The sequence below is a fragment of the Neorhizobium galegae bv. orientalis str. HAMBI 540 genome, assembly GCF_000731315.1.
In the GTDB taxonomy this organism is placed as follows: Bacteria; Pseudomonadota; Alphaproteobacteria; order Rhizobiales; family Rhizobiaceae; genus Neorhizobium; species Neorhizobium galegae.
This window is the reverse complement of record NZ_HG938353.1, coordinates 2246838-2270328: the sequence shown is the minus strand read 5'-3', so window position 1 is coordinate 2270328 and position 23491 is coordinate 2246838. Positions and strand designations below refer to the sequence as shown.

18 protein-coding genes are annotated in these 23491 nt (G+C 62.5%); 11 read left to right on the top strand and 7 right to left on the bottom strand.

Annotated elements, in window-relative coordinates; translation table 11 throughout:
• Positions 1-98 precede the first annotated feature (98 nt).
• Positions 99-671 (bottom strand): TetR/AcrR family transcriptional regulator, encoded by a 573-nt coding sequence (locus RG540_RS11275; protein WP_038587810.1) that lies wholly within the window; start codon positions 669-671, stop codon positions 99-101.
• 89 nt (positions 672-760) lie between these two features.
• Between RG540_RS11275 and fabF the strand changes: the two genes are divergently transcribed.
• A complete protein-coding gene (fabF, locus tag RG540_RS11270; RefSeq protein WP_038587807.1) occupies positions 761-2050 on the top strand; it encodes a beta-ketoacyl-ACP synthase II in 1290 nt (429 codons plus the stop codon).
• A gap of 10 nt (positions 2051-2060) precedes the next feature.
• Positions 2061-3239, top strand: coding sequence for a thiolase family protein (locus RG540_RS11265; protein ID WP_038587804.1), 1179 nt, complete (start codon positions 2061-2063; stop codon positions 3237-3239).
• Between the two features lie 89 nt (positions 3240-3328).
• Here RG540_RS11265 and RG540_RS11260 read toward each other — a convergent pair whose 3' ends face one another.
• From RG540_RS11260 to RG540_RS11245, 4 genes are all read right to left on the bottom strand, one after another.
• Complete coding sequence (locus RG540_RS11260; protein ID WP_038587802.1) at positions 3329-3742, bottom strand: Rieske (2Fe-2S) protein; 414 nt, start codon at positions 3740-3742, stop codon at positions 3329-3331.
• Positions 3743-3802: 60 nt separating this feature from the next.
• Positions 3803-4906 carry an amidohydrolase family protein gene (locus tag RG540_RS11255; RefSeq protein WP_038587799.1) on the bottom strand — a complete coding sequence of 368 codons (1104 nt, stop codon included), beginning with the start codon at positions 4904-4906 and terminating at the stop codon, positions 3803-3805.
• A 3-nt stretch (positions 4907-4909) separates the two neighbouring features.
• Positions 4910-5989, bottom strand: a complete 1080-nt coding sequence (locus RG540_RS11250) for an amidohydrolase family protein (RefSeq protein WP_080724916.1) — start codon at positions 5987-5989, stop codon at positions 4910-4912.
• A 239-nt stretch (positions 5990-6228) separates the two neighbouring features.
• Positions 6229-7134 (bottom strand): LysR family transcriptional regulator, encoded by a 906-nt coding sequence (locus RG540_RS11245; protein ID WP_038587796.1) that lies wholly within the window; start codon positions 7132-7134, stop codon positions 6229-6231.
• 492 nt (positions 7135-7626) lie between these two features.
• Here RG540_RS11245 and RG540_RS11235 point away from each other — a divergent pair, with 492 nt between their 5' ends.
• From RG540_RS11235 to ligM, 5 genes are all read left to right on the top strand, one after another.
• A complete protein-coding gene (locus tag RG540_RS11235; RefSeq protein WP_157884612.1) occupies positions 7627-8688 on the top strand; it encodes an ABC transporter substrate-binding protein in 1062 nt (353 codons plus the stop codon).
• A gap of 74 nt (positions 8689-8762) precedes the next feature.
• Positions 8763-10529, top strand: coding sequence for an ABC transporter permease (locus RG540_RS11230; RefSeq protein ID WP_244446651.1), 1767 nt, complete (start codon positions 8763-8765; stop codon positions 10527-10529).
• A gap of 87 nt (positions 10530-10616) precedes the next feature.
• Positions 10617-11711, top strand: a complete 1095-nt coding sequence (locus RG540_RS11225) for an ABC transporter ATP-binding protein (RefSeq protein WP_038587790.1) — start codon at positions 10617-10619, stop codon at positions 11709-11711.
• Between the two features lie 158 nt (positions 11712-11869).
• Positions 11870-12685, top strand: coding sequence for a GntR family transcriptional regulator (locus RG540_RS11220; protein WP_080724915.1), 816 nt, complete (start codon positions 11870-11872; stop codon positions 12683-12685).
• Between the two features lie 414 nt (positions 12686-13099).
• On the top strand, positions 13100-14506 hold the full coding sequence (gene ligM / locus RG540_RS11215; RefSeq protein WP_038587787.1) for a vanillate/3-O-methylgallate O-demethylase: 1407 nt from the start codon (positions 13100-13102) through the stop codon (positions 14504-14506).
• 243 nt (positions 14507-14749) lie between these two features.
• Here ligM and RG540_RS11210 read toward each other — a convergent pair whose 3' ends face one another.
• On the bottom strand, positions 14750-16138 hold the full coding sequence (locus RG540_RS11210) for an FAD-binding oxidoreductase (RefSeq protein ID WP_038587784.1): 1389 nt from the start codon (positions 16136-16138) through the stop codon (positions 14750-14752).
• Between the two features lie 726 nt (positions 16139-16864).
• Here RG540_RS11210 and RG540_RS11205 point away from each other — a divergent pair.
• The 4 genes from RG540_RS11205 to RG540_RS11190 all read left to right on the top strand — a co-directional run bounded on the left by RG540_RS11205 (position 16865) and on the right by RG540_RS11190 (position 20233).
• Complete coding sequence (locus RG540_RS11205; RefSeq protein ID WP_038587781.1) at positions 16865-17899, top strand: TRAP transporter substrate-binding protein; 1035 nt, start codon at positions 16865-16867, stop codon at positions 17897-17899.
• Positions 17900-17972: 73 nt separating this feature from the next.
• The gene (locus tag RG540_RS11200) at positions 17973-18473 is read left to right on the top strand and encodes a TRAP transporter small permease (protein WP_038587778.1); all 501 of its coding nucleotides are present in this window, start codon (positions 17973-17975) and stop codon (positions 18471-18473) included.
• Positions 18470-19765 (top strand): TRAP transporter large permease, encoded by a 1296-nt coding sequence (locus tag RG540_RS11195; protein WP_038587776.1) that lies wholly within the window; start codon positions 18470-18472, stop codon positions 19763-19765. The genes RG540_RS11200 and RG540_RS11195 overlap by 4 nt, the downstream gene beginning before the upstream one ends.
• 9 nt (positions 19766-19774) lie before the next feature.
• Positions 19775-20233, top strand: coding sequence for a DUF3237 domain-containing protein (locus RG540_RS11190; protein ID WP_038587774.1), 459 nt, complete (start codon positions 19775-19777; stop codon positions 20231-20233).
• A gap of 82 nt (positions 20234-20315) precedes the next feature.
• On the opposite strand, the gene mdlC is transcribed toward RG540_RS11190, so the two are convergent.
• Positions 20316-23399 carry a benzoylformate decarboxylase gene (mdlC, locus tag RG540_RS33470; RefSeq protein WP_197560179.1) on the bottom strand — a complete coding sequence of 1028 codons (3084 nt, stop codon included), beginning with the start codon at positions 23397-23399 and terminating at the stop codon, positions 20316-20318.
• Between the last annotated feature and the right edge of the window lie 92 nt (positions 23400-23491).

Genomic DNA, 23491 nt, shown 5'->3' with positions numbered 1-23491 from the left:
CTGGCCGCACAGGCAGGAAATTCCTCTGCGGGGCATTCGGGAACAAATTCTTGGATGCGCAGGGCTGTAAGGTGAATTTTCCGTTGCGCCATAAAGGTTTAGTGCCGTGTCTCCAGCTCGTCGCGAAGGGCGGCGAGGATCTCCGCTGCAAGCGGCGCATCGCCGACCGCGCGGGCGAGCGTCAGCCCGCCGACCATCTGGGACAGGACGACGATCGACTTGCGTCGCCTTTCTTCGTCGCCTTCGCCGTCGACGATCTCCTGCAGCAGCCGCAGGTGATTTTCGATGCCCTCGGCGAACACGGATTGCACCGCTTCGCCCTGGCGAGACGCATCGGCGCAGAGCGAGGCGAAGGTGCAGCCCTTGGCCCTGACGAGCAGGTTCGGCCGGGAAAGATACATGCCGGCGATCGCCTTGAGCGCCTTGCCGCGGGTGCGGTTGATCGTCTCCCGCCACAGGGTGATGTTGAGCGCCAGCGCCTGGCGCGTTGCCTCGGCCGCCAGGTCCACCTTGGATTTGAACTGGCCGTAAAATCCACCATGCGTCAGGCCCGCCGCCTTCATCAGGTCGGCGATGCCGATGCCGTCAAAGCCGTATTCGCGGAACAGTTCGCCCGCTTTCAACACCACGCGGGCGCGGTTCTCCTCGGCTTCCTGGCGGCTCACCTTCATCGTCTTCTCCTTCGAATACCTTGACTCTTATATTTGGATCGTCATTTAAAGGGGATAAATGATGATCAAAATTTAAATCGAGGTGAAACATGCCGGCAAGACCGAGCGACAGAATAGTGATCACCGGCATGGGCATGGTCTCGCCGCTTGCCAGCGGCGTGGAAGCCACCTGGAAACGCCTGATAGAGAGCCGCTCCGGTCTGCGCCGGCTTTCCGACGAGATGGTGCCGGATATCGACGCCAAGGTCGGCGGCGTCGTGCCCGGCATCGATGAGGACGAGTTCGGTTTCAATATCGACCTTGCGGTGCCGCACAAGGAGCGCAAGAAGATGGACCGTTTCATTGCATTTGCGCTTGAGGCTTCGCGGCAGGCACTGGAGCAGTCCGGCTGGATCGCCGATACGGACGACAAGCAGGACCGTACCGCGACGATCATCGCCTCCGGCATCGGCGGGTTCCATTCGATCGCCGAGGCGGTGCGTACGGTGGACGCGCGCGGCGCCGGCCGGCTTTCGCCCTTCACTGTCCCGTCCTTCCTCGTCAATCTCGCGGCCGGCCATGTCTCCATTCGCTACGGCTTCAAAGGTCCGATCGGCGCGCCGGTGACGGCTTGCGCGGCAAGCGTCCAGGCGATCGGCGACGGCGTGCGGATGATCAGGAGCGGCGAAGTCGACGTGGCGCTCTGCGGCGGCACCGAGGCCTGCATCAACCGGGTAGCGCTTGGTGGATTTGCGGCGGCACGTGGTCTCTCCACCGCCTTCAACGATACGCCTGAAAAGGCGTCGCGGCCGTTCGATGCCGCGCGCGACGGTTTCGTCATGGGCGAAGGCGCCGGCATCGTCATCATCGAAACGCTCGAACACGCGCTTGCGCGCGGCGCGACCCCGCTTGTCGAAGTGGTCGGTTACGGCACCAGCGCCGATGCCTATCACCTGACCGCTGGTCCGGCCGATGGTTCCGGCGCAAAAAGGGCGGTCCAGCGGGCACTGCAGATGGCAGGCCTTCAACCGGAAGCGATCGGTTATCTTAATGCGCATGCCACATCGACACCGGTGGGGGACGCGGGTGAGCTTGCGGCGATCAAATCCGTTTTCGGCACAAATAAAGGCCCGGCGATCTCCTCTACCAAATCGGCGACCGGCCATCTGCTCGGTGCCGCCGGCGGACTTGAGGCAATCATCACCGCACTGGCGCTGCGCGACGGCATATTGCCGCCGACGCTCAATCTCGAAGATCCCGATCCGCTCGCCGAAGGGCTCGATCTCATCGGCCCGCAGGCCCGTCACGCAGAGGTCGAATATGCGCTGTCCAACGGCTTCGGCTTCGGCGGTGTGAACGCCAGCGTCATCCTGCGCCGCTTCGACGAAAACGCAAACTAGGAGAACCATCATGTCCGAAGTCGTCATCGTCCAGCCGGTCCGCACCGCGATCGGCAAATATAACGGTTCTCTCGCCGGCATCCCGGCGGTCGATCTCGGCGCCGCGGTGATCCGTGAGACGATCGCGCGATCCGGCCTTGATGCCGCCGAGGTGGCCTCGGTCACCATGGGCAATGTCGTTCAGGCAGGAAACAAAATGAACCCAGCGCGGCAGGCGGCGATCCATGGCGGCCTGCCGGTCTCGGTGCCGGCCGTCACGGTCAACCGCGTCTGCGGTTCCGGTGTCGAGGCGATCGCCAGTGCGGCCAAGGATATCTGGCTCGATCATGCCAAGGCGGCCATCGCCGGCGGCATGGAGAACATGGACCGCGCGCCCTACCTGATGAGTGGCGGCCGCTGGGGGTATCGCATGGGCCATGCGGAAATCTTCGACAGCATGCTGCTCGACGGGCTGCACGATGCGTTTTCGGACAGACATTCCGGCTGGCACACGGAGGACATGATTGCCTCGCAGCAGATCAGCCGCGCGGATCAGGATCGCTGGGCGGCACGTTCGCAGCAGCGTTTCAGCGCCGCTCAGGCCGAGGGCAGGTTCGCTGCCGAGATCGTCGGCATCGACCTTCCGGTGAAGGGCAGCGTGAAGAGTTTTGCCGTCGATGAAACCCCAAGGCCGGATACCACGATAGAGGCGCTTGCCAAACTGAAGCCAGCCTTCCGCGACGACGGCACGATCACCGCCGGCAATGCACCCGGCCTCAACAGCGGTGCGGCGGCGATGATCGTCGCGGATCGGGCCTTTGCCGAAGCCAAGGGCCTGCGCCCGATGGCGCGGCTGGTATCCTATGGCGTCGCCGCGGTCGAACCCGGCATGTTCGCGCTTGGGCCGATCCCGGCCGTCAACCAGGCGCTGGAGCGTGCCGGCTGGGCGATCGGCGATATCGAGCGGATCGAGATCAACGAGGCCTATGCGGCGGTACCGCTTGCGGTCCTGAAAGGGCTCGGCCTGCCGGAGGATATCGCCAATGTCGAAGGCGGCGCGGTGGCGCACGGTCATCCGATCGGCGCCACCGGCGCCATCCTGACGACGCGGCTTCTGCATTCGATGCAGCGCGACGGCCTGAAGCGCGGTGTGGTGACGCTCTGCATCGGCGGCGGCCAGGGCATTGCGCTGGCGCTGGAAATGATCTGATCGGAGCAGCAAAAAGCGCGGCAAGAGGGATTGCCGCGCTTTCCGTCTATCCAGGCAGAGAGGACCTTTTCGGATAGAGCTTGGTTTATTCAGATCTCGACGACGACGTAGTCCTCATCGATGGAGACCGGAAAGGTTTCGGCCTGATAAGGACCTTCCGTCAGCGCTCCGCCCTTGGCGACGGAAACGTCGAAACTCTTGACACGCGTCCGGGCCGGGTCGCACCAGGACTTTCCGGTGCGGATGTCGAATTCCCAGCCGTGCCAGGGGCAACGGATGAGTTCTCCGTGCCGCGTCATGCGGACCTTTCCGGGCTCGTCCGCTTCGGCCAGCCCCACGACCTGGCCGCGGCAGAGGTCGGCGCCTTCGTGCGGGCAGCGGTTGGCAATGGCGAAGAACTCGCCCTTGACGTTGAAGAGGGCAATGTCGCGGCCTGCGACCTTCACCAGCTTGGACTTGCCGATGTCGAGTTCGTCGACCTTGGCGATGACATGACGGGCCATTCTCTATTTCAATCCATCGATACTGATTGCGTTTCCGGAAGAGCTGATCTTGTCTTCAATTCAGGGCAGGCGGTAGACGCGCTTCGCATTATCGCGAAAGATCTGCGCGCGCTCGGTCGGCGACAGCGGCACCTTGAAGGCGTAGCGCGGATCGTCGAAATCCCAGTGCGGATAATCGGTCGAGAACATCAGCCGGTCGGTGCCGACCCAACGCAGCGTGTCGAGCAGGTGGCGGTTGTTTTCCGGCTCCTCGATCGGCTGAGTGGTGAACCAGACGTTTTCGCGGATATATTCTGACGGCGGCCGCTTCACATGCGGGACCTCCGAGCGCATCCGTTCCCACTGCTTGTCAAGGCGCCACATCAGCGGCGCCGCCCATGCGAAACCGCCTTCGACGACGACCAGTTTCAGCTTCGGGAAGCGTTCGAAGGCGCCCTCGAAGACCATGCTGGTGACGACGCTCTGCAGGCTGTGCGAGAAGGCATAGTGTTCCTCGATATAGAAGTTCAGCCAGCCGGCGCCGCTGTTGGCGTGCTGGCCGTAGGCGGCGGAATGCATGCCGATCGGCATGTCGTAATGTTCGGCGGCCTCGTAGATCGGCCAGTAGCGCCGGCGGCCGGCCGGCTCGATGGTGCGCGGCGGAATGGCGATCTGGGCAAAACTCTTATCACCGATGCGCGCTTCGATTTCGGCAAGCGCCGCCGGCACGTCTTCCTGGGTGACGGAGATTGAGGCTTTCAGGCGCGGGTCGGGGCCTGTCCATTTGTCGAGCTGCCAGTCGTTGACGGCGGCGCACATGGCAGCACCCAGTTCCTGGTTCAATGTCGACGAACCGGCGGCCAGCGGCTGCAGGATGCCGTATTCGATGCCGAGCGGGTCGAGCAGCTGTTCCTGCAGAAAGGCAAGGTCGGAGGCCGGTGGTCCGCCGTTCGGCGGCCAGGCGTCGCGGCGCATGCCGTTGCCGGGCGTCATGCGCGGATAGGGCAGGGTTCCGACGACCGGATTGGCGCTACGCTGGCCGTAATCGGCGAGATGGTCACGCCAGCGAACGGGCAGGAATTTCGCAAGTTCGGCGGGCGAACCGAAGGCCGGATGGATATCGCAGTCGACGATCCCGAGCTTGGCGTCTGCTTTGGCGTCCTTGTCCAGAACGGCATGGTCCATGGCTTAGTCCTCCAGTCGCGGATAGGTGGCGAGCGCATTGTCCCGAACCAGCCGGTCGATCAGGCGTTCCGGGAAACCGGCGGGGATCGCGGCATCGCCCTCGAATTGCGCATGCGGATAGTCGGTCGAGAAGAGCAGCATGTCGTCGCAATCGAGATGCTCGATGATGCGTTCCAGTTCGGCCGGATCGCGCGGCGCATCGAAGGGCTGCGTCGTCATGCGGATCTGGCGGCGGACGAGGGCCGACGGCGGCTCCTTCACCCAGGGGATCTCGATGCGGGCGCCGCGCCAGTCCTTGCTCATCCGCCACATCTGGCCGGGCAGCCAGGAGACGCCGGATTCGATCAGCACGATCTTCATGTCGGGGAATTTGCCGAGCACGCCTTCGGCGACGAAACTGCCGACCTGGGTAGCAAAACCCTGGACCTGGTGGACGTAATCCTCGGCGAGATAGGAGAGGAAACCGCTCTGGCTCGGCGCGTGGCGGTAGGCGCTGCCGGCATGCACGCCGAGCGCGAAGCCATGCCGCTGGGCCGCTTCGTAGACCGGCCAGTAGATGCGGCGGCCGAGCGGCATCTCGCCCATGCAGAGCGTCAGCACCTGCACGAAACGCTTGTCATCGGCGAAGCGCTCGATCTCCTCGACGGCGGCTTCCGGGTTCTGCATCGGCAGCACCAGGGAGGCACGCAGGCGCGGGTCGCGGTCCAGCCATTCCGCCTTCAGCCAGTCGTTGGTGGCGCGGCAGACGGCGGTGGCGAGATAGGGATCGTAGATCGCGTGCACGGCGGTGACGCAGTTGAGGATCGCGTATTTGAGACCGTAGGGATCGAGCAGGTTCTTGCGGAGCTTTTCAACGCCCTTGCCTTCCGTCGCCTTCCAGTCCTCCCGGAAGAAGGGCTTGGTGCGTGTCGGGAAATTGGTGAGTTCCAGACGGTCGACATCGCGCGTCGTGACGATCTCGCGCCAGTATTCGTCGAAATAGGGTAGAAGATCCTCGCGCAGCGGCGCGTCCGGATGAACGTCACAATCGATCGCGCCCAATTGCGAAAGCACAGGGCGCTGCTGGGTCACAGCAGTATCCACCGCTTAAAACCTCCCTTGTCTGTCGGCCCGACCGCTCGTTTCGCGGCGTACCTGAACCTCACTCCCGGGCGGCACGTCGACAGACGGTGGCCACCCTCGCATCACCGATGCGTTTCCTCGATTTGGGAGGGTAAGCGGCACAGGAAGCCAAGAGAATATGCTTTTTCATCGTAGCGGCTTTCTCGATTCGAGAAAGCCAAAGGGCTTTCAGCTTTTCTTCCCAGGCAAAAGTGCCACGCTCAAGCGGCGCGGTCGCCGATCACCAGAGCCGTGTGCATATGGATACGCAGCCATTCCATCAGCGCGCGCACGGTCGGTTTGCGCGCCTGGGTTTGGGGGATGAGCGCCTTCAGCCAGAGCTCCGCCACGGGAAAGTCCGGCAGCAACTCGATCAGCCTGCCGCTCCGGATCGATTCCTCCGCTACGTAGCTCGCCACCATGGCGACGCCACGGCCCCGGAGCGCCAGGTCGTGCAGGATTTGGGTATCGTTGGCGCTGAAGGCGGAGCGCACCTCGACATCGATCGGGCCGCCGGGGCTCAGGAACGACCAGGTCGAGCCGGTCGCGTGGAAGGTAAGGCAGATATGATCGACGAGGTCGCGCGGATGTTTCGGCAGGCCGCGGTTTTCGAGATAGTCGGGAGCGGCGCAGAGTTTTCGCGGGTAGGGACAGAGCGGCTCGTCGATGACATTCGAATAGGAGGCAGGCAGGGCGCCGAGCGCGATATCGTATCCCTCTTCCGCCGGATTGACCGAACGGTCGACCAGCGCAAGGTCCATGGTGACGTTCGGATTCTCCTGCTGGAAATCGCTGAGGATGCGGGCGAGGAAGGCGATCGTCACCGTCGTCGGCGCCTTTATCCTCAAATGTCCCTCGATCCGCTGGGCGACGGCCGCCGCTCCGCTGATGGCATCGTCGATCTCCTTGACCAGCGATTGGTAGCGGGGCAGGTAGCGTTCGCCGACCTCCGTCAGGATAATCTGGCGGGTCGAGCGGATGAAGAGTTTCACCCGCATCTGGTCCTCCAACCGGCTGACGCGTTTCGTCACGACCGAGGGTGCGACGCCGAGATGACGGCCCGCCGCCGAAAAGCTGCCGGACCGGGCAACGGCTAGAAACGTGCGGATATTGATAAGCGTATCCAATGTCTTAGGTCTCCCATGCCGCCCTGTCGAGTGGCCCTCCGCGTAAACGGTAGCACAATTCATCTTTCTATTTTCGAGAAAAGTGAATGTAAAAAAATGGTGCTTTTCCCCTGCACGGGAAAAGGTCAATCTAACAGATGAGGGAATTCCGATGCCGGGTGGCATTACCGCGACTGGCAGGGAGAGCCGGCGCAGATCGGAGTTCAAAAAGGGAGTTCGCAGTTGGCCAAGGCCAATCCCGTCCAAACCGAAGGCCCAGATGTTCCGCATCATGCGATGCTTATCAGGGACCTTGTCAATTGCAGGGCGCGCGCCAGATCGTTCCGAAGCGATAGGTGAGCCGTCGGGATTGAGTAGCTGTTCGGGAAAGCGGCACCGCTTGCGGTGAAAAGGGAGATTGCGGTCGGTGGCCGCTGAAATTTTTGAGCGTCGAGTGCCGGGATCAGGTCCCGGGCGCGATGCTCGATCGTCGGTTCCAGGGAGGAGAGACACGTGACGACAAACACATTCATGACTTCGGCCATTCAAAAATGGTCGCGCCGGTTTTTCATGGCGGCTGCGGGCAGCCTTGCCATCTCGGCAGCGGCCGGCCTGCCTGCCTTCGCGCAGGATGCCGAATGGCAGAAGGTGATCGACGCGGGCAAGAAGGAGGGCTCGCTCGTCCTCTATACCGCGCTCGTCGGCCAGCCGAGCACCAAGCAGATCGCCGAGGCCTTCACCAAGCAATACGGAATTTCCGTCGAAGTGCTTGAAGCGCGCGCCTCCGAAATCCGCGAACGCGTCCGCGTCGAGCAGGCCGCTGGCCGCTTCGCCGCCGACGTGATGTTCACCAGCGAAGGGCAGACCATGCTCTACGACAAGGAGGACAAGTCCGTCGATCCGCTGCCGGTGACCCCGAATTCGCAAAAGATCGGCGACAAGTTCAAGCTCAAGGTGCCGATGGCCTCGGTCATGACCATTCCCTACGGGATCATGATCAATACCGGCCTCGTGAAGCCTGCGGACGAGCCGAAGAGCTGGAAAGACGTTGCCGATCCCAAATGGCAGGGCAAGATCCTGTCCGATGATCCGCGTGCGATCGGTGCCGGCTACCTCTGGTTCTTCTCGACCTATGACAGGATTGGCGAGGACTATGTGAAGAAGGTCGCGAGCCAGAAGCTCGTCTTCACCCGCGACCAGCGCGAATCGCAGCGCCGCACCGCACGCGGCGAATATTCGATCTACATGCCGGTCATCATGACCGATTTCTCGGATCTGAAGGGGTTGCCGGTCAAGTTCATCATTCCGGAGGAGGGCGTTCCTTACGTTCTTTACGGCAACGTCATGCTCAAGAAGGCTCCGCACCCGAACGCCGCCAAACTCTATCTCGATTTCATGCAGGGCCCGGTCGTGCAGAAAATCTATGCGAGCCTCGGCTACGGTCCCGTCCTTTCCGGCATGACCGAAGGCCTGCCGGCGGACGTCAAAGCGATTTCCGAAGCCAAGCTCTACGGCACGACGGACACCACCCGCCAGAACGAGATGCTGGCCAAGTCCAAGGACATCTTCAAGTAAGCCTCCCAGGCCGCTGCCGGTCCGATGTTCGGGCCGGCGGTGCCGTTTTTCATACCCGGAGCCGCGAGGATCCCATGACGATTATCCACAATCGCCCCCTAGACGACATCGCCGAAACTGCGCCGACGATTGCCGGCAATGCTTTCACGCGCGCCTTTTCGGGCGGATCGCTGTGGCGTCTGATCGGCATGCTGGTGCTGATCCTGATCCTCGGCTTCCTGACCATCTATCCGCTCGCCATGCTGCTTTACGGCAGCCTGCATTCCACCCCGCCCGGCATGGCCGGGGAGTTCAATCTGAACGGCTACCGCTCGATCATGACCACCCAGAACCTCATCGTTCTGGCCAACACGATCGGCATATCGCTTGCCAAGACCATACCGTCGCTGACGATCGCGGTGTTTCTCGCCTGGATCGTCGCGCGCACCGACACGCCGTTCCGCGGCACGCTGGAAGTGCTGATCACGCTGCCGTTCTTCATTCCGCCGATCCTGACCGCGATGGCCTGGGGCATGCTCGCCAACCCGCAGGTGGGCGTCATCAACATGGTCTGGCGCTGGGCAACCGGCGCGACCGATCCGCTCGTCAACATCTATTCCTATGGAGGCGTCATCTGGCACATGTGCCAGTATTCGATCCCGTTCCTGTTCCTGTTCATGGTCGACGCGTTCCGGGCAATGGACCCGTCGCTCGAGGAATCGAGCCGCATGTGCGGCGCCTCGCGCTGGACGACCTTCCGCAAGATCACCCTGCTCCTGATGCTGCCGGTGCTGACCAGCTCGTTCATGCTGAGCTTCATCAAGGGCATCGAGACCTTCGAGTCGGCGCTGTTCTTCGGTCTGCCCGCAGGCATCAAGGTGATCACCACCGACATCTACGAGTCGATCAACCACCGCGCGACGCCCGACTACCAGTACGCGACGTCGCTTTCCTTCGCGATCATGGGGCTGATGTTCCTGCTCGTCATCTGGCAGTGGTGGATGCTGCGCGGCAAGAGTTTCCAGACCGTCACCGGCAAGGGGTTTCGCCCAAGCGTCATGGAACTCGGCCCCTGGCGCTGGGTTACCTTCGCCTTCTGTGTGCTGTTCTTCTTCATCACGGTGGTGTTGCCGATCGGACAGCTGATGCTCGGCTCGTTTTTCCGCTTCTTCGGCTTCTACACCTACGACATGCTGACGCTGGAGCACTACAGGGCCGTCTTCGCCAACAGCGAATTCTGGCGGGCGGTCCGCAATACGATGGTGCTCGGCCTGCTCGGCGCCACCGCGACCATGGCGCTCGGCGCGATCGTCGCCTACATCTCGGTGCGCACCCGCTGGCGCGGTCGCAACCTGATCGACAGCATGGCCTGGCTTCCGTGGATGATGCCGGGCATGGTGCTCGGCGTCGGTTTCCTCTGGGCGTTTGCGATGCTGCCGGGACCGATCCCGATCTATGGCACCATCTGGGCGCTGCTGCTTGCCTATATCGCGCTCGGCACGCCGGTCTCCGTGCGGGTGATGACCGGTGCCTATCACCAGCTTTCCTATGATCTGGAAGAATGTTCGCGCGTCCACGGCGCGAGCTGGTTCCAGACCATGTGGCGGATCATGGTGGCGCTTGCCTGGCCGGCCTTCGCCGTCGGCTGGGTGCTGACCTTCTTCGGCATCATGCGCGAGCTGTCGGCGTCGATCCTTCTCTATTCGGTGGGATCGGAAACGCTGGCGGTCGTGCTGATGAAGCTCTGGGCCAACGGCAATGCCGAACAGGTGAGCGTCATCGGCTTGATGATGATGCTCCTGGTCATCGTGTTCCGCTGGGTGCAGCTCAGCTTCATCAAATCGCGCATCAGCAAGCTTTAGGCTTCACGCCCGGCGGCTGCGGCCGCCGGCCGATTTTTGGTTGTCGTTTAAGCGGATTCTGGCATCCGCTCCGAAAGGAAGAGAAATATGGCTTCGGTGACGCTCGAAAACGTGAGCCGCATGTATGGCGCGGTAACGGCCGTGGACAATGTGAACCTGAAGATCAAGAGCGGCGAATTCGTCACGCTGCTCGGGCCGTCGGGCTGCGGCAAGACGACGACGCTGCGCATGGTGGCCGGCCTTGAGAAAAATACCGGCGGCCGCATTGCGATCGGCGACAATGTCGTGTCGGATTCGGAGAAGGGCTATTTCGTGCCCTCCGAACGGCGCCGCCTCGGCATGGTCTTCCAGTCCTATGCGATCTGGCCGCATATGACGGTGTTCGACAACGTCGCCTATCCCTTGCGCATCCGTCGCCGCCCGGACAAGGAAATCAACGATCGCGTCATGAACGCGCTGCGCCTCGTCGAGATGGAGCAATATGCCGAGCGTCCGTCGCCGGCACTGTCCGGCGGCCAGCAGCAGCGCGTGGCGATCGCCCGTGCGCTGGTGTTCGAGCCGGAAGTGCTGCTGCTCGACGAGCCGCTCTCCAACCTCGACGCGCGCCTGCGCACCCAGATGGGCGACGATTTCCGCGCGCTGCAGCAGCGCCTGAAGATCACCGCGCTCTACGTCACCCACGACCAGGCGGAAGCCATGGCGCTGTCCGACCGGGTGGTCGTCATGCATGGCGGCAAGATCCTGCAGGTCGGCGCGCCGGAAGAGATCTACCGCCGGCCGGAAAACCGGCAGGTCGCCGCCTTCTTCGGAACGCCCAACCTTTTGAACGCCACGGTCAAGGACTGCCGTCCGAATGGCGGGCAATATTTCAAGCTCTCGGTCGAAGGCCAGGGCTGGTCCGGCGACTGTCATGCGGCAACTGAAATGCCGAAGGGTGCGGATGTCACGGTGATGGTCCGCCCGGAAAACCTGCATGTCCGCGATGCGGGCCAGGTGAACGGCGATCTCTCCTGGTCGGGCGAGGTTTCGCAGGCAATCTTCCGTGGTTCGCATCGCTCGATCATGGTGAAGACCCCGGCGCAGACGCTGCATGTCGAGGCCTCGTCGCTTTCGAACGTCGATATCGGCCGCCCGGTGACGGTCGCCGCACCCGTGGAGGCTGCCTGGGCCGTGCGGAACTGATCGTTCCCGGCTGCCCGGGCCTGTCCGGACTGGGCCCAAGCGTCCAATAGGGAAAACTTGCGTTTTGTCGCAGATATTCAATATTGAGCGATGTTCCGGGCCGTCCTTTCTGGCCCGGCGCAATCCGCATTTCGATATGGCGCAGGTGAGGCCCAAGCATGACCACAGGCACCCGACCCCCGAACCCTCCCGGGCCTGAGAAGCAGGAAACCCGCCAGCAGCACGTGATCGACAAGCTCAGGACCTGGGCGAGCGACGGCACGATCGATCCGCGCAAGAAGCTGTCCGAATCCGGGCTTGCCGAAGCGCTCGGCGTGTCGCGCACGCCGATCCGGCATGCGCTGGCCGTACTCGTCGAAGAGGGCGTGCTGCAGCGGGTCGGCGCCCGCGGATATCGGGTCAGGGCCTACAAGGTTGCCGATGTGATCGAGGCGATCGAGCTGCGTTCGATGATCGAAGGTTATGCGGCCAAGAAGATCGCCAGCGAAGGCCCGTCGCCGACGCTGGTGGCGGAACTCAAGGATTGCCTGCGGGAAGGTGACGACATCTTCGAGAACGGCGGTATCGACGATCCCGTCAACGAGGGGCGCTATGCGGCGATGAACCTGCGTTTCCACACGCTGATCACCGAGGCCGGCGGCGGAAACCTGCTGCACCAGCTCACCAGCCTTTTCGACCGCGTGCCGTTCGGCGCACCGGATTCGATCCGCTTCGACAACATCACCCGCAAGGAGCGGGCGCAGCATCTTCACTACGCGCACTGGCAGCACCATCACATGGTCTCGGCGCTGATCGCCCGTGACGGCGCCCGTGCCGAAAGCCTTTTCCGCGAGCATGGGGAAGGGGTGAAGATCAGCCTCGGCATCAGCAAGGGGCTTTTTGCGATCGACGGTTCGCGCATCCTGCCGATCTTCGACCTCGATAGTCCCGCCGGTCATATCAATGGCCTGATGCAAGACGAAAACGAAGACTAGGAACGTTTGCAGGCGCCGAAGCGATTCACTTTGGGATCCCAAAATACCGATTTGGTTCGGGGATGGTGGCAATCCGGATCCAGTTTGTTTTTCCGCACCGCATCAATTATCACCATATATTATGCCAACGGCACAATTCTAATGGGCTGTCGCGGCACTTTTGGCGGGGCGGCCAAAATCGGGTATTGTATCCCAAAAATGATTGCTCTATGAATTGCTTCGACCGGGAGGAGGCCTCGATTTCCGCCAAGCCGTCGAGGCGAGGTTCGAGAACCGGGCTGTTGGGAGGAGATGGCGGGAGGAGACCGCTGACCCTCAATTGCATGAGACATCTTGAGACGATGCATATCGTATCCCGAACCGGCTTTGCCGGGGGGCGGCATGCAGGAGAGCAACCGAGGGAAGGTTAAGAAAATGCCGAAGAATCTGACCCAGATCCTGAAAGAGAAGGGCAATACTGTCGAGATGCTGCGCAATTCGCGCATCGGCATGTATATCTATCCGGTCGTCGCGCCGGAATTTTCGAACTGGCGCACCGAGCAGATGGCATGGCGCCATTCGGCGGTCCTGTTCGACCAGTCACATCACATGGACGAGCTGATCGTCGAGGGCCCGGATGCTTCCAAGTTCCTGGAAAGCCTGGCGATCAACAGCTTTGCCAATTTCGGCGTCGACCGCGCCAAGCACTATGTTCCGGTGACGCCTGCCGGACACGTCATCGGCGACATGATCATCTTCCGCGAGCGTGATGACAAGTTCGTGCTTGTCGGCCGTGCGCCGACCGCCAACTGGCTGCGCTACAACGCTTCGCTCGGCAAGCACGACGTCAAGCTTACCCACGACCCGCGTTCGCCTTCGCGCCCGGACGGCAAGGAAGTCAACCGCGTTCATTACCGCTTCCAGATCCAGGGCCCGGACGCTCCGAAGATCTTTGAAAAGATGAATGGCGGCCCGATCCCCGACATCAAGTTCTTCCATGTCGACTGGATCAATATCGGCTCCAAGAAGGTCCAGGCCCTGCGCCACGGCATGGCCGGTGCTCCGGGTCTCGAAGTCTGGGGTCCCTATGCCGAGAAGGACGAGGTCCGCGAGATCATCGTCAAGGCCGCCAAGGATGCGGGCGTCGATCTCTACCTCGTCGGTGCGCGCGCCTATTCCACCAACACGCTGGAATCCGGCTGGATTCCGTCGCCGCTGCCGGGCATCTACACCGGCGCAGAACTGCAGGGTTATCGCGACTGGTTAACGGAAGACAGCTATGAAGCGACCGGCTCGATCGGCGGCAGCCTCGTCTCCGAGAATATCGAAGACTACTACGTCAACCCGTACGAGCTCGGCTACGGCATCTACGTCAAGTTCGACCACGATTTCGTCGGCCGTGAGGCGCTCGAAAAGATGAAGTCGCAGCCGCAGCGCAAGAAGGTCACCTTCGAGTGGAACGCGGAAGACGTGATGAAGGTCATCGCCTCGAACTTCGTGCCGGGCGGTGAAGCCTACAAGTGGATCGACCTGCCGCAGCCGAACTATGCGTCTTCGAGCGCCGACAAGATCATGCATGGCGACAAGGTCGTCGGCATGTCGATGTTCAACGGCTACAGCTATAACGAACGCTGCATGCTGTCGCTCGGCATCGTCGATGCCGACGTGCAGGAAGGCGACGTCCTGACGCTGATCTGGGGCGAGCCGAACGGCGGCACGGGCAAGACCTCGATCGAAAAGGGCCACAAGCAGGCCGAGATCCGCGTCCGCGTCTCGCCCACCCCTTATGCGGCCGAAGCCCGTGAAAACTATGCCGAAAGCTGGCGCACCAAGAAGGTCTGATATCCTCCCAGGATACGACATGAGAACGGCGCCTTCGGGCGCCGTTTTTTGTTGGTGGAGGGTCGCTGCCGCCGCTGTGATGCTGACGCGGAGAATTAAGAACTTCCTCATTCCTGCGCTGGGTCACAGGAATCCAGCCACCGCGCGTCTGCGCGGTGAAAAGAATCCCTTGCGCTCAAGGACTTGAGCGTGCTGGATTCCAGTGACAAGCACAGGGATGAGGGAGAGCAATGGCATTGTCTCTCACCCTGCATCCCCCATCTTGCCCGGGTTCATGATCCCCAGCGGATCCAGCGCCGCCTTGATGCGTTTCATCACGTCCACCGCCTTGCCGTGCTCCTTGCGCATGAATTTGAGCTTGGCGATGCCGATGCCGTGTTCGCCGCTCGCCGTGCCGCCGACGGCGAGTGCGCGTTCGACGACGCGATCGGCCATCTCGTCGGCTTCCTTCAGATGCTCTGGATTGTTCGGGTCTATCAGGTAGGCGGTGTGGAAATTGCCGTCGCCGACATGGCCGATGATCTGGCCCTTCAGCGACGAAGCATCGATATCGGCACGCGCCGCGACGATGCTTTCGGCAAGCCTGGAGATCGGCACGCAGATGTCGCCGGTATAGAGCTCAAAGCCGGGAATGATCGCCTTGGTCGCCCAGTAGAGATCGTGGCGGGCCTGCCAGAGTTTGGCGCGCTCGTCGGCATCCGCGGTCCAGCGGAAGGAGATCGCGTCATGGCCCTTGGTGATCTCCTCGACGAGTTGGGCTTGTTCCTTCACCCAGGCCTCGGTGCCGTGGAACTCGAAAAACAGGGTGGGGGCGACCGGCAGGCCGAGCTTCGAATAGTTGTTGGTCGAGGCGATCGCCACCTCGTCCAGGAATTCGACGCGGGCGACCGGGATGCCGTATTGCACCGCCTCGATCACCGCTTCGACGGCGTTGGCGACCGTCGGGAAGGAGCAGATCGCCGACGAGATGGCTTCCGGGATCGGATGCAGGCGGACCGTCAATTCGGTGATGACGCCGAGCGTGCCCTCCGAGCCGACGAAGAGATGCGTCAGGTCGTAACCCGACGAGGATTTTCTGGCCCGCGATCCAGTCTGGATGGCCTCGCCGTCCGGTGTCACCACCCGGAGAGCCAGCACGTTTTCGCGCATCGTGCCGTAGCGCACCGAAGTGGTGCCGCTGCCGCGGGTCGATGCCATGCCGCCGATCGAGGCATCGGCGCCGGGGTCCACCGAGAACATCAGGCCGGTTTCGCGCAGGTCCACATTCAGCTGCTTGCGGGTGACGCCGGGCTGCACGACGGCGAGCAGATCTTCCGGCCGAATCTCGACGATCCTGTTCATCTCGCGGGTATCGAGCGAAATGCCGCCGCGGATCGGGATCGTATGACCTTCCATCGAGGAACCCGCGCCGAAGGGCACGACCGGTACGCCATGCGCCGCACAGGCTGAGACGATCGCCTGGACTTCTTCCTCGGTGCGTGGAAAGACGACTGCATCGGGCAGGTGAGGGGCAAGCCGCGAGGTGTCGTGGCTGTGATGTTCGCGCACGGAGGCCGACGTCACCAGCCTGTCGCCGAGCAGGCCCTTGAGTTGCGCAATCGCCTTGCTGACCGGTGTGACGAGATCATCCATGTGTTTTTCCTCCCCAGTGTCCTGATGATGATTTGAATATCCGCGTCCAAGGCTCATTCCGGGCGTGCCGACCAAGGGTGATCGGGGCCGGCTCGCAAGAAGAGCCTACGTTCCGCTACACGGTTTTGAACGCCTAGACCGTATCCCAATCGATCGGCCGAAGGATTCTCGCGGCCGAACGTTTTCTCCCGTAGATCCGATCTCCCGGTTCCGCTCCGCCGCCGCATTCCATCCTCCGTGTATGCATGGCAGGTGCATTGCGACATTCTAGACGGTTTGAAGCTGGGGTGAAGAGCCCGCGGGAAAAATCTCAGGCGACCTGATTTTTTGTATCCCAAACCGAAATGGATGCTTGTCGTTCCGGCCTGGATGTGTTGAAATTCGGATGCTCGGGTAGGTGATGTCAGGAGGAGGGCGTCACCTTGGGAGACCGGGCATGGGAGGAAATCGGTGTATACACGACTGTTCAAGACAGTTGCGACTGCCATGGACATGGCAGGTTCGGTTTCGGCCGCGGAGATGGCGCAGCCTGATCTCCGCAGGTCCTTTGACGCATCGCTGGCAGGCGGGCTTTCCGCATCCGGCAGTTGCGCCCCTTCACGGAATTTCCGACGACCTTGTCGATCCGCCAGCGAGCTAAGTCTCCACGCGGATTGATAGCGATATTCGCCGGCCGGAACGGGAAGGGAGCCCTCCGGTCTCTGATCTCAAAGGGAGGAGAAACACATGACACTGAAGGCATTGCTTGCTTCGGCCTGCCTCGCGGCGCTGACTGCGTCCGCGCTGACCACGACTGCACGGGCCGCCGATGTGGAACTGACATTGTCGCACTGGGTGCCGGCCACCCATGCGCTGCAGCCGGGCGGCATGGAGATCTGGGCGAAATCGATCAGCGACGCTTCCGGCGGGCGCATCAAGATCACCATATACCCGGCCTCGCAGCTGGGTGCTGCGCCTGACCATTACGACATGGCGCGCGACGGCATCGTCGATATCGGCTTCATCAATCCGGGCTATCAGCCGGGCCGTTTCCCGATCATCGCAGCGGGCGAAATCCCGTTCCTGATCTCGAATGCCAAGGGCGGTTCGCGGGCGCTCGACGAATGGTACACCCAGTATGCCGCCAAGGAGATGAAGGACGTCCAGTTCTGCATGGCGATCGTTCATGATCCGGGCACGCTGCATGGCACCAAGGGACCGATCCAGGTTCCCGCCGACCTCAAGGGCAAGAACATCCGCCCGGCGCACGCTACCATGGCACGGCTGGTCAATTCGCTCGGCGCGGCCTCCGTTCAGGTTCCGGCCGGCGACATGCGCGAGCTGATCTCCAAGGGCGCCGCCGACATGACGGCCTCCCCGTGGAACTCGATCTACACGTTCGGCCTGCAGGACGTCACCAAGCACCATCTCGATCTGCCCTTCTACGTCACGACCTTCGCCTTCGTGATGAACAAGGCCAAGATCGATGGCCTGTCGCCTGCCGACCGCAAGGTGATCAACGACCATTGCACGCCCGACTGGGCGGAGAAGATGGCCTCCAAATGGGCGGATGCGGAAGCCGCCGGCCGCCAGAAGATGATCGATGCGGGCGGCCACACCCTCTACAAGCCGACAGCGGACGAAGTCGGCCTCTGGAAGAAGGCGACAGCCTCGCTGCAGGGCGAATGGGAAACCTCTGCCACCAAGGCCGGTGTCGACGCCAAGGCTGCCTGGGCAGGCCTCGGCGAGACGCTGAGGAAGTACAATGCCGACGTGAAGTGACGATCTATCGAGATCCAGCCGGGCGGGCGTTTCGGCGCCCGCCCTTCCCATCATCCGTATTTCGAGCTTAGACATGACCCGATATCTCGAACGCTTCACCGAAGCAGTCGATATGATCGCCGGCCTCCTATTGGGGCTGTGCACGATCCTGATCGTCGTCTCCACCATCGGCCGCTATATTTTTTCCTGGGCGATCCCGGACAGTTTCGACCTGTCCCGCTACCTGATCGGCGCCTGCATGATGTGGGGTTTCGCCTCGATCGGTTATCGCGGCGGCCATATCGCGGTCGATCTGCTCTATGAGCCGCTCGGGCCGAAGGGTCGTCGGGTCCTCGATTTCATCGCCTGGAGCACACTGCTCGCCTTCACGGCCATGCTCGCCTACATGATGTTCTTCCGCCTGACGAGTGCTTACAACAGTAATGAAACCACCTTCGATCTGCGGATACCGGTCTGGCCGCTCATCGGCCTGATCTGGCTCGGCTGCGCCTCCGCCGTCGTCACCACGGCGGTCGTTCCTTTCCTGCGGCGCGAGGCCGAGGAACCCAATCCGCTCGAGGGGCATGGCGTATGAACACCGCTGATCTCGTTGCCATTGGCGGCTTTGTCGCCATGTTCGTGCTGATGGGCCTGCGCGTGCCGCTCGGCGTCTCGATGGGTCTTGTCGGGGTCTTCGGGTTTGCTGCCATGCGCGGCATCTCGCCGGCGCTCAACCTTTTGACGACCTCGCCGATCCGGGTCATCACCGATTTCAATCTGACGCTGGTGCCGTTCTTCATCTTGATGGGCGTCTTTGCCACCAATTCCGGCATGTCACGGGAGTTGTTCAGGACCGGCAATGCCTGGCTCGGGCAGTTCCGCGGCGGGCTGGCGCTCTCGACGATCGCGGCCTGCGCCGGGTTTGCGGCGATCTGCGGGAGTTCGATCGCGACTGCCGCCACCATGACCCGCGTGGCGCTTCCGGAAATGCGCAAGGCCGGTTATGCCGATGCCACGTCCACCGGCGTCATCGCCGCCGGCGGCACGCTCGGCATTCTCATCCCGCCCTCGGTGATGATGGTCGTCTACGCCTTCCTCACGGAGACCGATGTCGGCCAGCTGCTGATGGCCGGCGTCGTTCCGGGCATCCTCGCGACCCTGATGTACATGGCGACGGTGCTGATCGCCCACGGCAAACGCCTGCCGCCCGGCACCAAGTTCGATCTGAGGGAAGCCCTGACCTCGCTGCGGGACGTCTGGGCGGTGTTGGTCCTGTTCCTCGCCGTCATCGGCGTCATCTATCTCGGCGTTGCGACGGCCACCGAAGCAGCGGCGGTCGGGGCGATGCTGACGATGATCATCGGCATCCTGCGTGGCCGGCTCGGCTTCAAGCTGATCATGCAGAGCCTCGTCGAGTCGCTACGCACCTCCGTGTCGCTGTTCAGCGTGCTGATCGGCGCCATCCTGTTCGGCTATTTCCTGGCGATCACCCAGTCGCCGCAGAAGCTGACGGCCTTCCTGGTCGGCATGGATCTCGGCCCCTATGGCACGCTGACGCTGATCCTGGTGATCTTCTTCATCGCCGGCGCGCTGATGGACGAGATGGCGATGATCATCCTGCTTGTACCGATCGTCTTTCCGGTCATCACCCATCTTGGTTTTGATCCGATCTGGTTCGGCGTCATCATCGTGGTCTCCTGCGAACTTGGGATGATCACCCCGCCGGTCGGGATCAACGTCTTCGTTATCAACTCGATCGCCAAGGACGTGAAGATAACGACGATCTATGGAGGGGTGATGCCGTTCATCCTGACGGACATCATCCGCCTCATCCTGCTCGTTCTCTTCCCCGCGATCGCGCTGTGGTTGCCGACGACGATGCGATAGGAGGATAGGATGCAGGCTCCGGGTCTGAGACAACTTTGCGAAATCCGCGCCGAACTCGGCGCGCCGATCGAGAAGGGAGGCGGTCCCGGCGGCCGCTGGCGGATCATCCCGATCATCGGCGGCGTGGTGGAAGGGGAGCGCCTTTCCGGGCGCGTCCTCAATCTCGGCGCGGACTGGCAGAGCGTCTATGACGCCGGTTATGCGGAACTCGACACGCGTTACGTGATCGAAACTCATGACGGGGCGATGATCGACATCCGCAATTTCGGTTTCCGGCACGGGCCGCCGGAGGTGCTGGCGCGGCTGGCGGCCGGCGAGATGGTCGATCCGGCGCTCTACTACATGCGCACCACGCCGCGCCTGCAGACCGGCGATCCGCGGTATGCTTGGCTGAACCACACAATCTTCATCGGCACCGGCGAGCGTCTGGCAAGTGCCGTGCGCATCAGCGTTTTCGAAGTGCTCTGATCCACCAGTCCACCGAGAAATGGAAAGGCCGCCGGACCATGAACCCGGCGGCCTTTTTGTTCACTATGAAACCCAGCTGGCCTCAGGCCATATGGATCGTCTTGACCTCAAAATAGTTTTCGAGACCTTCCGGTCCACCTTCGCGGCCGATGCCTGACTGTTTGAAACCGCCGAACGGATGGTGGATGTCGACGATCATGCCGTTGACGGTAACGCTGCCGGTCCGCATGCGGCGGGCAAACGCATAACCGCGTTCCGGATCGGAGGTGAAGACCGCGCCGGAAAGACCGTATGTCGTGTCGTTGGCGATTTTAACCGCTTCCTCATCGTCCTTGTAGCTGATGATAGAGACGACCGGGCCGAAGATTTCCTCCTGGGCGATCTTCATGTCCATCGTCACGTCGGTGAAGACGGTCGGCTCGATGAAGTAGCCGCGGTCGAGACCGGCCGGGCGACCACCGCCGCAGGCAACCGTCGCACCGCCTGCACGGCCGGCGGCGATGTAACCTTCGACGCGGGTAAGCTGGCGGGCCATGGTGAGCGGGCCCATCTGGGTGGTCGGATCAGATGGATCACCGACCTTGATGTTCTTCACCGCGCCGACATAAAGGTCGATGAATTCCTGCTTGCGGGATTCCGGCACCAGGATGCGGGTCAGCGAGAAGCAGACCTGGCCGGTGATCGGCATGGAATAGACCATCAGCGCCGGCAGGGCCTTGGCGAAATCGGCGTCGTCGAGAAGCACGGCTGCCGATTTGCCGCCGAGTTCAAGGCTAACGCGGGTCAGGCGATCGGCGCAGGCGGCGGCGATGGTCTTGCCGGCAATCGTCGAACCGGTGAAGGAGACCTTGTCGATGCCTTTGTGGCGAACGAGGTAATCGCCGCCTTCGCGGCCGGCCGGCACCAGGTTGAAGACGCCCTTCGGAATGCCGGCCTGCTCGATGCATTCGGCGAGCAGATAGGCGTCGAGCGGGGTTTCCGGCGAGGGTTTTGCGACAATCGTGCAGCCGGCGGCAAGCGCTGCCGAGACCTTGTAGTTCAGCAGCACCATCGGCGCATTCCACGGGGTGATCGCGGCGCAGACGCCGACCGGCTCGCGCACGACCCGGACTTCGCCGCCATCGGCACGCTTGCGCTGATCGACAAAATCGTCGTTCTCGATCAGGCCGGCATAGTAGTTGTAGAGACCCGGGTTCTGGCCGACCAGCTTCTTGGTCAGGAAGATCGGCGCGCCGACCTGGGTCGTCCAGGCATTGGCGATCTCGTCGAGGCGGGCGGTCAGGAGGTCTGCGACCTTGCGCAGGTAACCGGCGCGTTCCTTGAAGGTCATGCGCGGCCATGGGCCGTTGTCGAAGGCGTCGCGGGCGGCGGCAACGGCTTTGTCGATATCGGCGTTGCTGGCTTCCGGATAGCTCATCAGCACTTCTTCGGTCACCGGCGAGATGACGTCGAGCTTGTTGGTGCCGAGTGGCGCGACCCATTCACCGCCGATGAAGAACTTTTCGGGGGTTTTCAGGACCTGTTCGTTTCTGACAGCGACATTCATTTCAGTCTCCTCCTCTGATAGAATGATTTCCAAAAGCCGCGGCCCCTTCATTTTCAGAAGGTCCCGCAGGCATGACGACAATTCCTCGCCCTTTTCGCAGCGAACGGCCTTGCAGCCCTGCGCTTCGGCGATCTTCACGAAATCCATGTGGCCGATATCGACGCCGTCGATGCGGCCGGAGCCGCTTCTTTCGGCAATCGCCTTCAGGACCTTGTAGCCGCCGTTGTTGAGGATGACGATCATGAGATCGGCATCGTATTCGACCGCGGACCAGATCGACTGGATGGCATAGAGGCTCGATCCGTCGCCGATGACGGCGATGACCGGCTGTTCCGGCTTGGTCAATGCGGCGCCGATAGAGCCAGGCAGGGCATAACCCAAGCCGCCGCTGGCGGTCGCGAAAAAGCCGCCGGGCCGTTCGATCGGGAAGAAGTCGTGCAGCGCGTCGCGGCCGCCCGGCGCTTCCTCGAAGACGATGCTATCAGGCGAACGGACGTCGGCCAGCGTCTGGTAGAAGAATTCCTGGGTGATGCCCTTCGGTGTTTTCAGGCGCGGAATGGTGCGGGCCGGGCCGTCGGTACGCGGCGCACGGCAGCGCAGGCGGTAGACGAGGCTTTCCGTGGCAGCGCGCAGGTTCGAGACCATGGCGTTGCCGACGACGGCGCTCGCCGCCTGGGCGGGGTCGTCGGTGATCAGCCAGAGTTCGGCACCTTGCGGGATGTCCGGGCCGGAGCCCGCGAAATGATAGGTGAAGGCCGGCGCGCCGAGCACCAGCACGAGGTCGGCGTCACCGAGGCAATTGGCGAGCTTCGGCTGGAAGGCCGGCAGGAAACCGGCAAACAGCGGATGGCGCTCCGGAAAGCTGCAGCGGGACGACAGCGGGCTCACCCAGACTTTCGCCTGCAGGATTTCCGCAAGCCGCACGGTGGCATCCCAGGCATTGTCGATATCGACGCCCGGTCCGACGACCAGCACCGGCTCGCGGGCATCGTTCAGCCGGCGGGCCAGATCGTCGATCGCTGAGGCCGGGGCGCTGATCACCGTTTCCACATCGCGGATCGCGATCGGGGCCGCCTGTGCCTGCCAGTCGCTCAACGGGACCGACACCATGACCGGGCCGCGCGGTGCCTGCATCGCCATGTAATAGGCGCGGGCGATGGCGGCCGGCACGTCTTCGGCGCGGGCCGGTTCGCAGGCCCATTTCACATAAGGCTTCGGAAACTCCGTCGGGCTTTCGGCAAACAGGAACGGATCGTGCGGCAGCAGCTCACGGCTCTGCTGGCCGGTGGTGATGATCAGAGGCGCGCGGTTGCGATAGGCGGTGTAGATATTGCCGAGCGCATGGCCGAGGCCGGCGGCCGAATGCAGGTTGACAAAGGCCGGCTTGCGGGTCGTCTGCGCATAGGCGTCGGCCATGGCGACGACGATCGATTCCTGCAGGCCGAGCACATAGGAGAAATCCTCCGGCACGTTGACGAACATCGGCAGTTCGGTCGAGCCCGGATTGCCAAAAATCCGATCGATACCCTTCTGTCTCAGAAAGTCGAAAACCGCCTCGCTTACCGTCCGTCCACGCAGCTTCGTGCTGCCGGATAGGAAATCCAGCGACATCTTGTTCATAGCTTCCAGGCCTCCTCCCGGCCTTTCAGGGCTCCCACCCTGAGCGCATGTCTTGTCGTGGGAAGTGTCGCAGATAGCGCCCTATCTTGGAA

Coding starts and splice junctions, on each gene's coding strand:
- RG540_RS11210 (WP_038587784.1), bottom strand. CDS start 16,138: ATGGATGATCTCGTCACACCGGTCAGCAAGGCGATTGCGCAACTCAAG.
- RG540_RS11190 (WP_038587774.1), top strand. CDS start 19,775: ATGCAGGCTCCGGGTCTGAGACAACTTTGCGAAATCCGCGCCGAACTC.
- RG540_RS11225 (WP_038587790.1), top strand. CDS start 10,617: ATGGCTTCGGTGACGCTCGAAAACGTGAGCCGCATGTATGGCGCGGTA.
- RG540_RS11220 (WP_080724915.1), top strand. CDS start 11,870: ATGACCACAGGCACCCGACCCCCGAACCCTCCCGGGCCTGAGAAGCAG.
- fabF (WP_038587807.1), top strand. CDS start 761: ATGCCGGCAAGACCGAGCGACAGAATAGTGATCACCGGCATGGGCATG.
- RG540_RS11265 (WP_038587804.1), top strand. CDS start 2,061: ATGTCCGAAGTCGTCATCGTCCAGCCGGTCCGCACCGCGATCGGCAAA.
- RG540_RS11255 (WP_038587799.1), bottom strand. CDS start 4,906: ATGGACCATGCCGTTCTGGACAAGGACGCCAAAGCAGACGCCAAGCTC.
- RG540_RS11260 (WP_038587802.1), bottom strand. CDS start 3,742: ATGGCCCGTCATGTCATCGCCAAGGTCGACGAACTCGACATCGGCAAG.
- RG540_RS11230 (WP_244446651.1), top strand. CDS start 8,763: ATGACGATTATCCACAATCGCCCCCTAGACGACATCGCCGAAACTGCG.
- RG540_RS11200 (WP_038587778.1), top strand. CDS start 17,973: ATGACCCGATATCTCGAACGCTTCACCGAAGCAGTCGATATGATCGCC.
- RG540_RS11205 (WP_038587781.1), top strand. CDS start 16,865: ATGACACTGAAGGCATTGCTTGCTTCGGCCTGCCTCGCGGCGCTGACT.
- RG540_RS11195 (WP_038587776.1), top strand. CDS start 18,470: ATGAACACCGCTGATCTCGTTGCCATTGGCGGCTTTGTCGCCATGTTC.
- mdlC (WP_197560179.1), bottom strand. CDS start 23,399: ATGAACAAGATGTCGCTGGATTTCCTATCCGGCAGCACGAAGCTGCGT.
- RG540_RS11275 (WP_038587810.1), bottom strand. CDS start 671: ATGAAGGTGAGCCGCCAGGAAGCCGAGGAGAACCGCGCCCGCGTGGTG.
- ligM (WP_038587787.1), top strand. CDS start 13,100: ATGCCGAAGAATCTGACCCAGATCCTGAAAGAGAAGGGCAATACTGTC.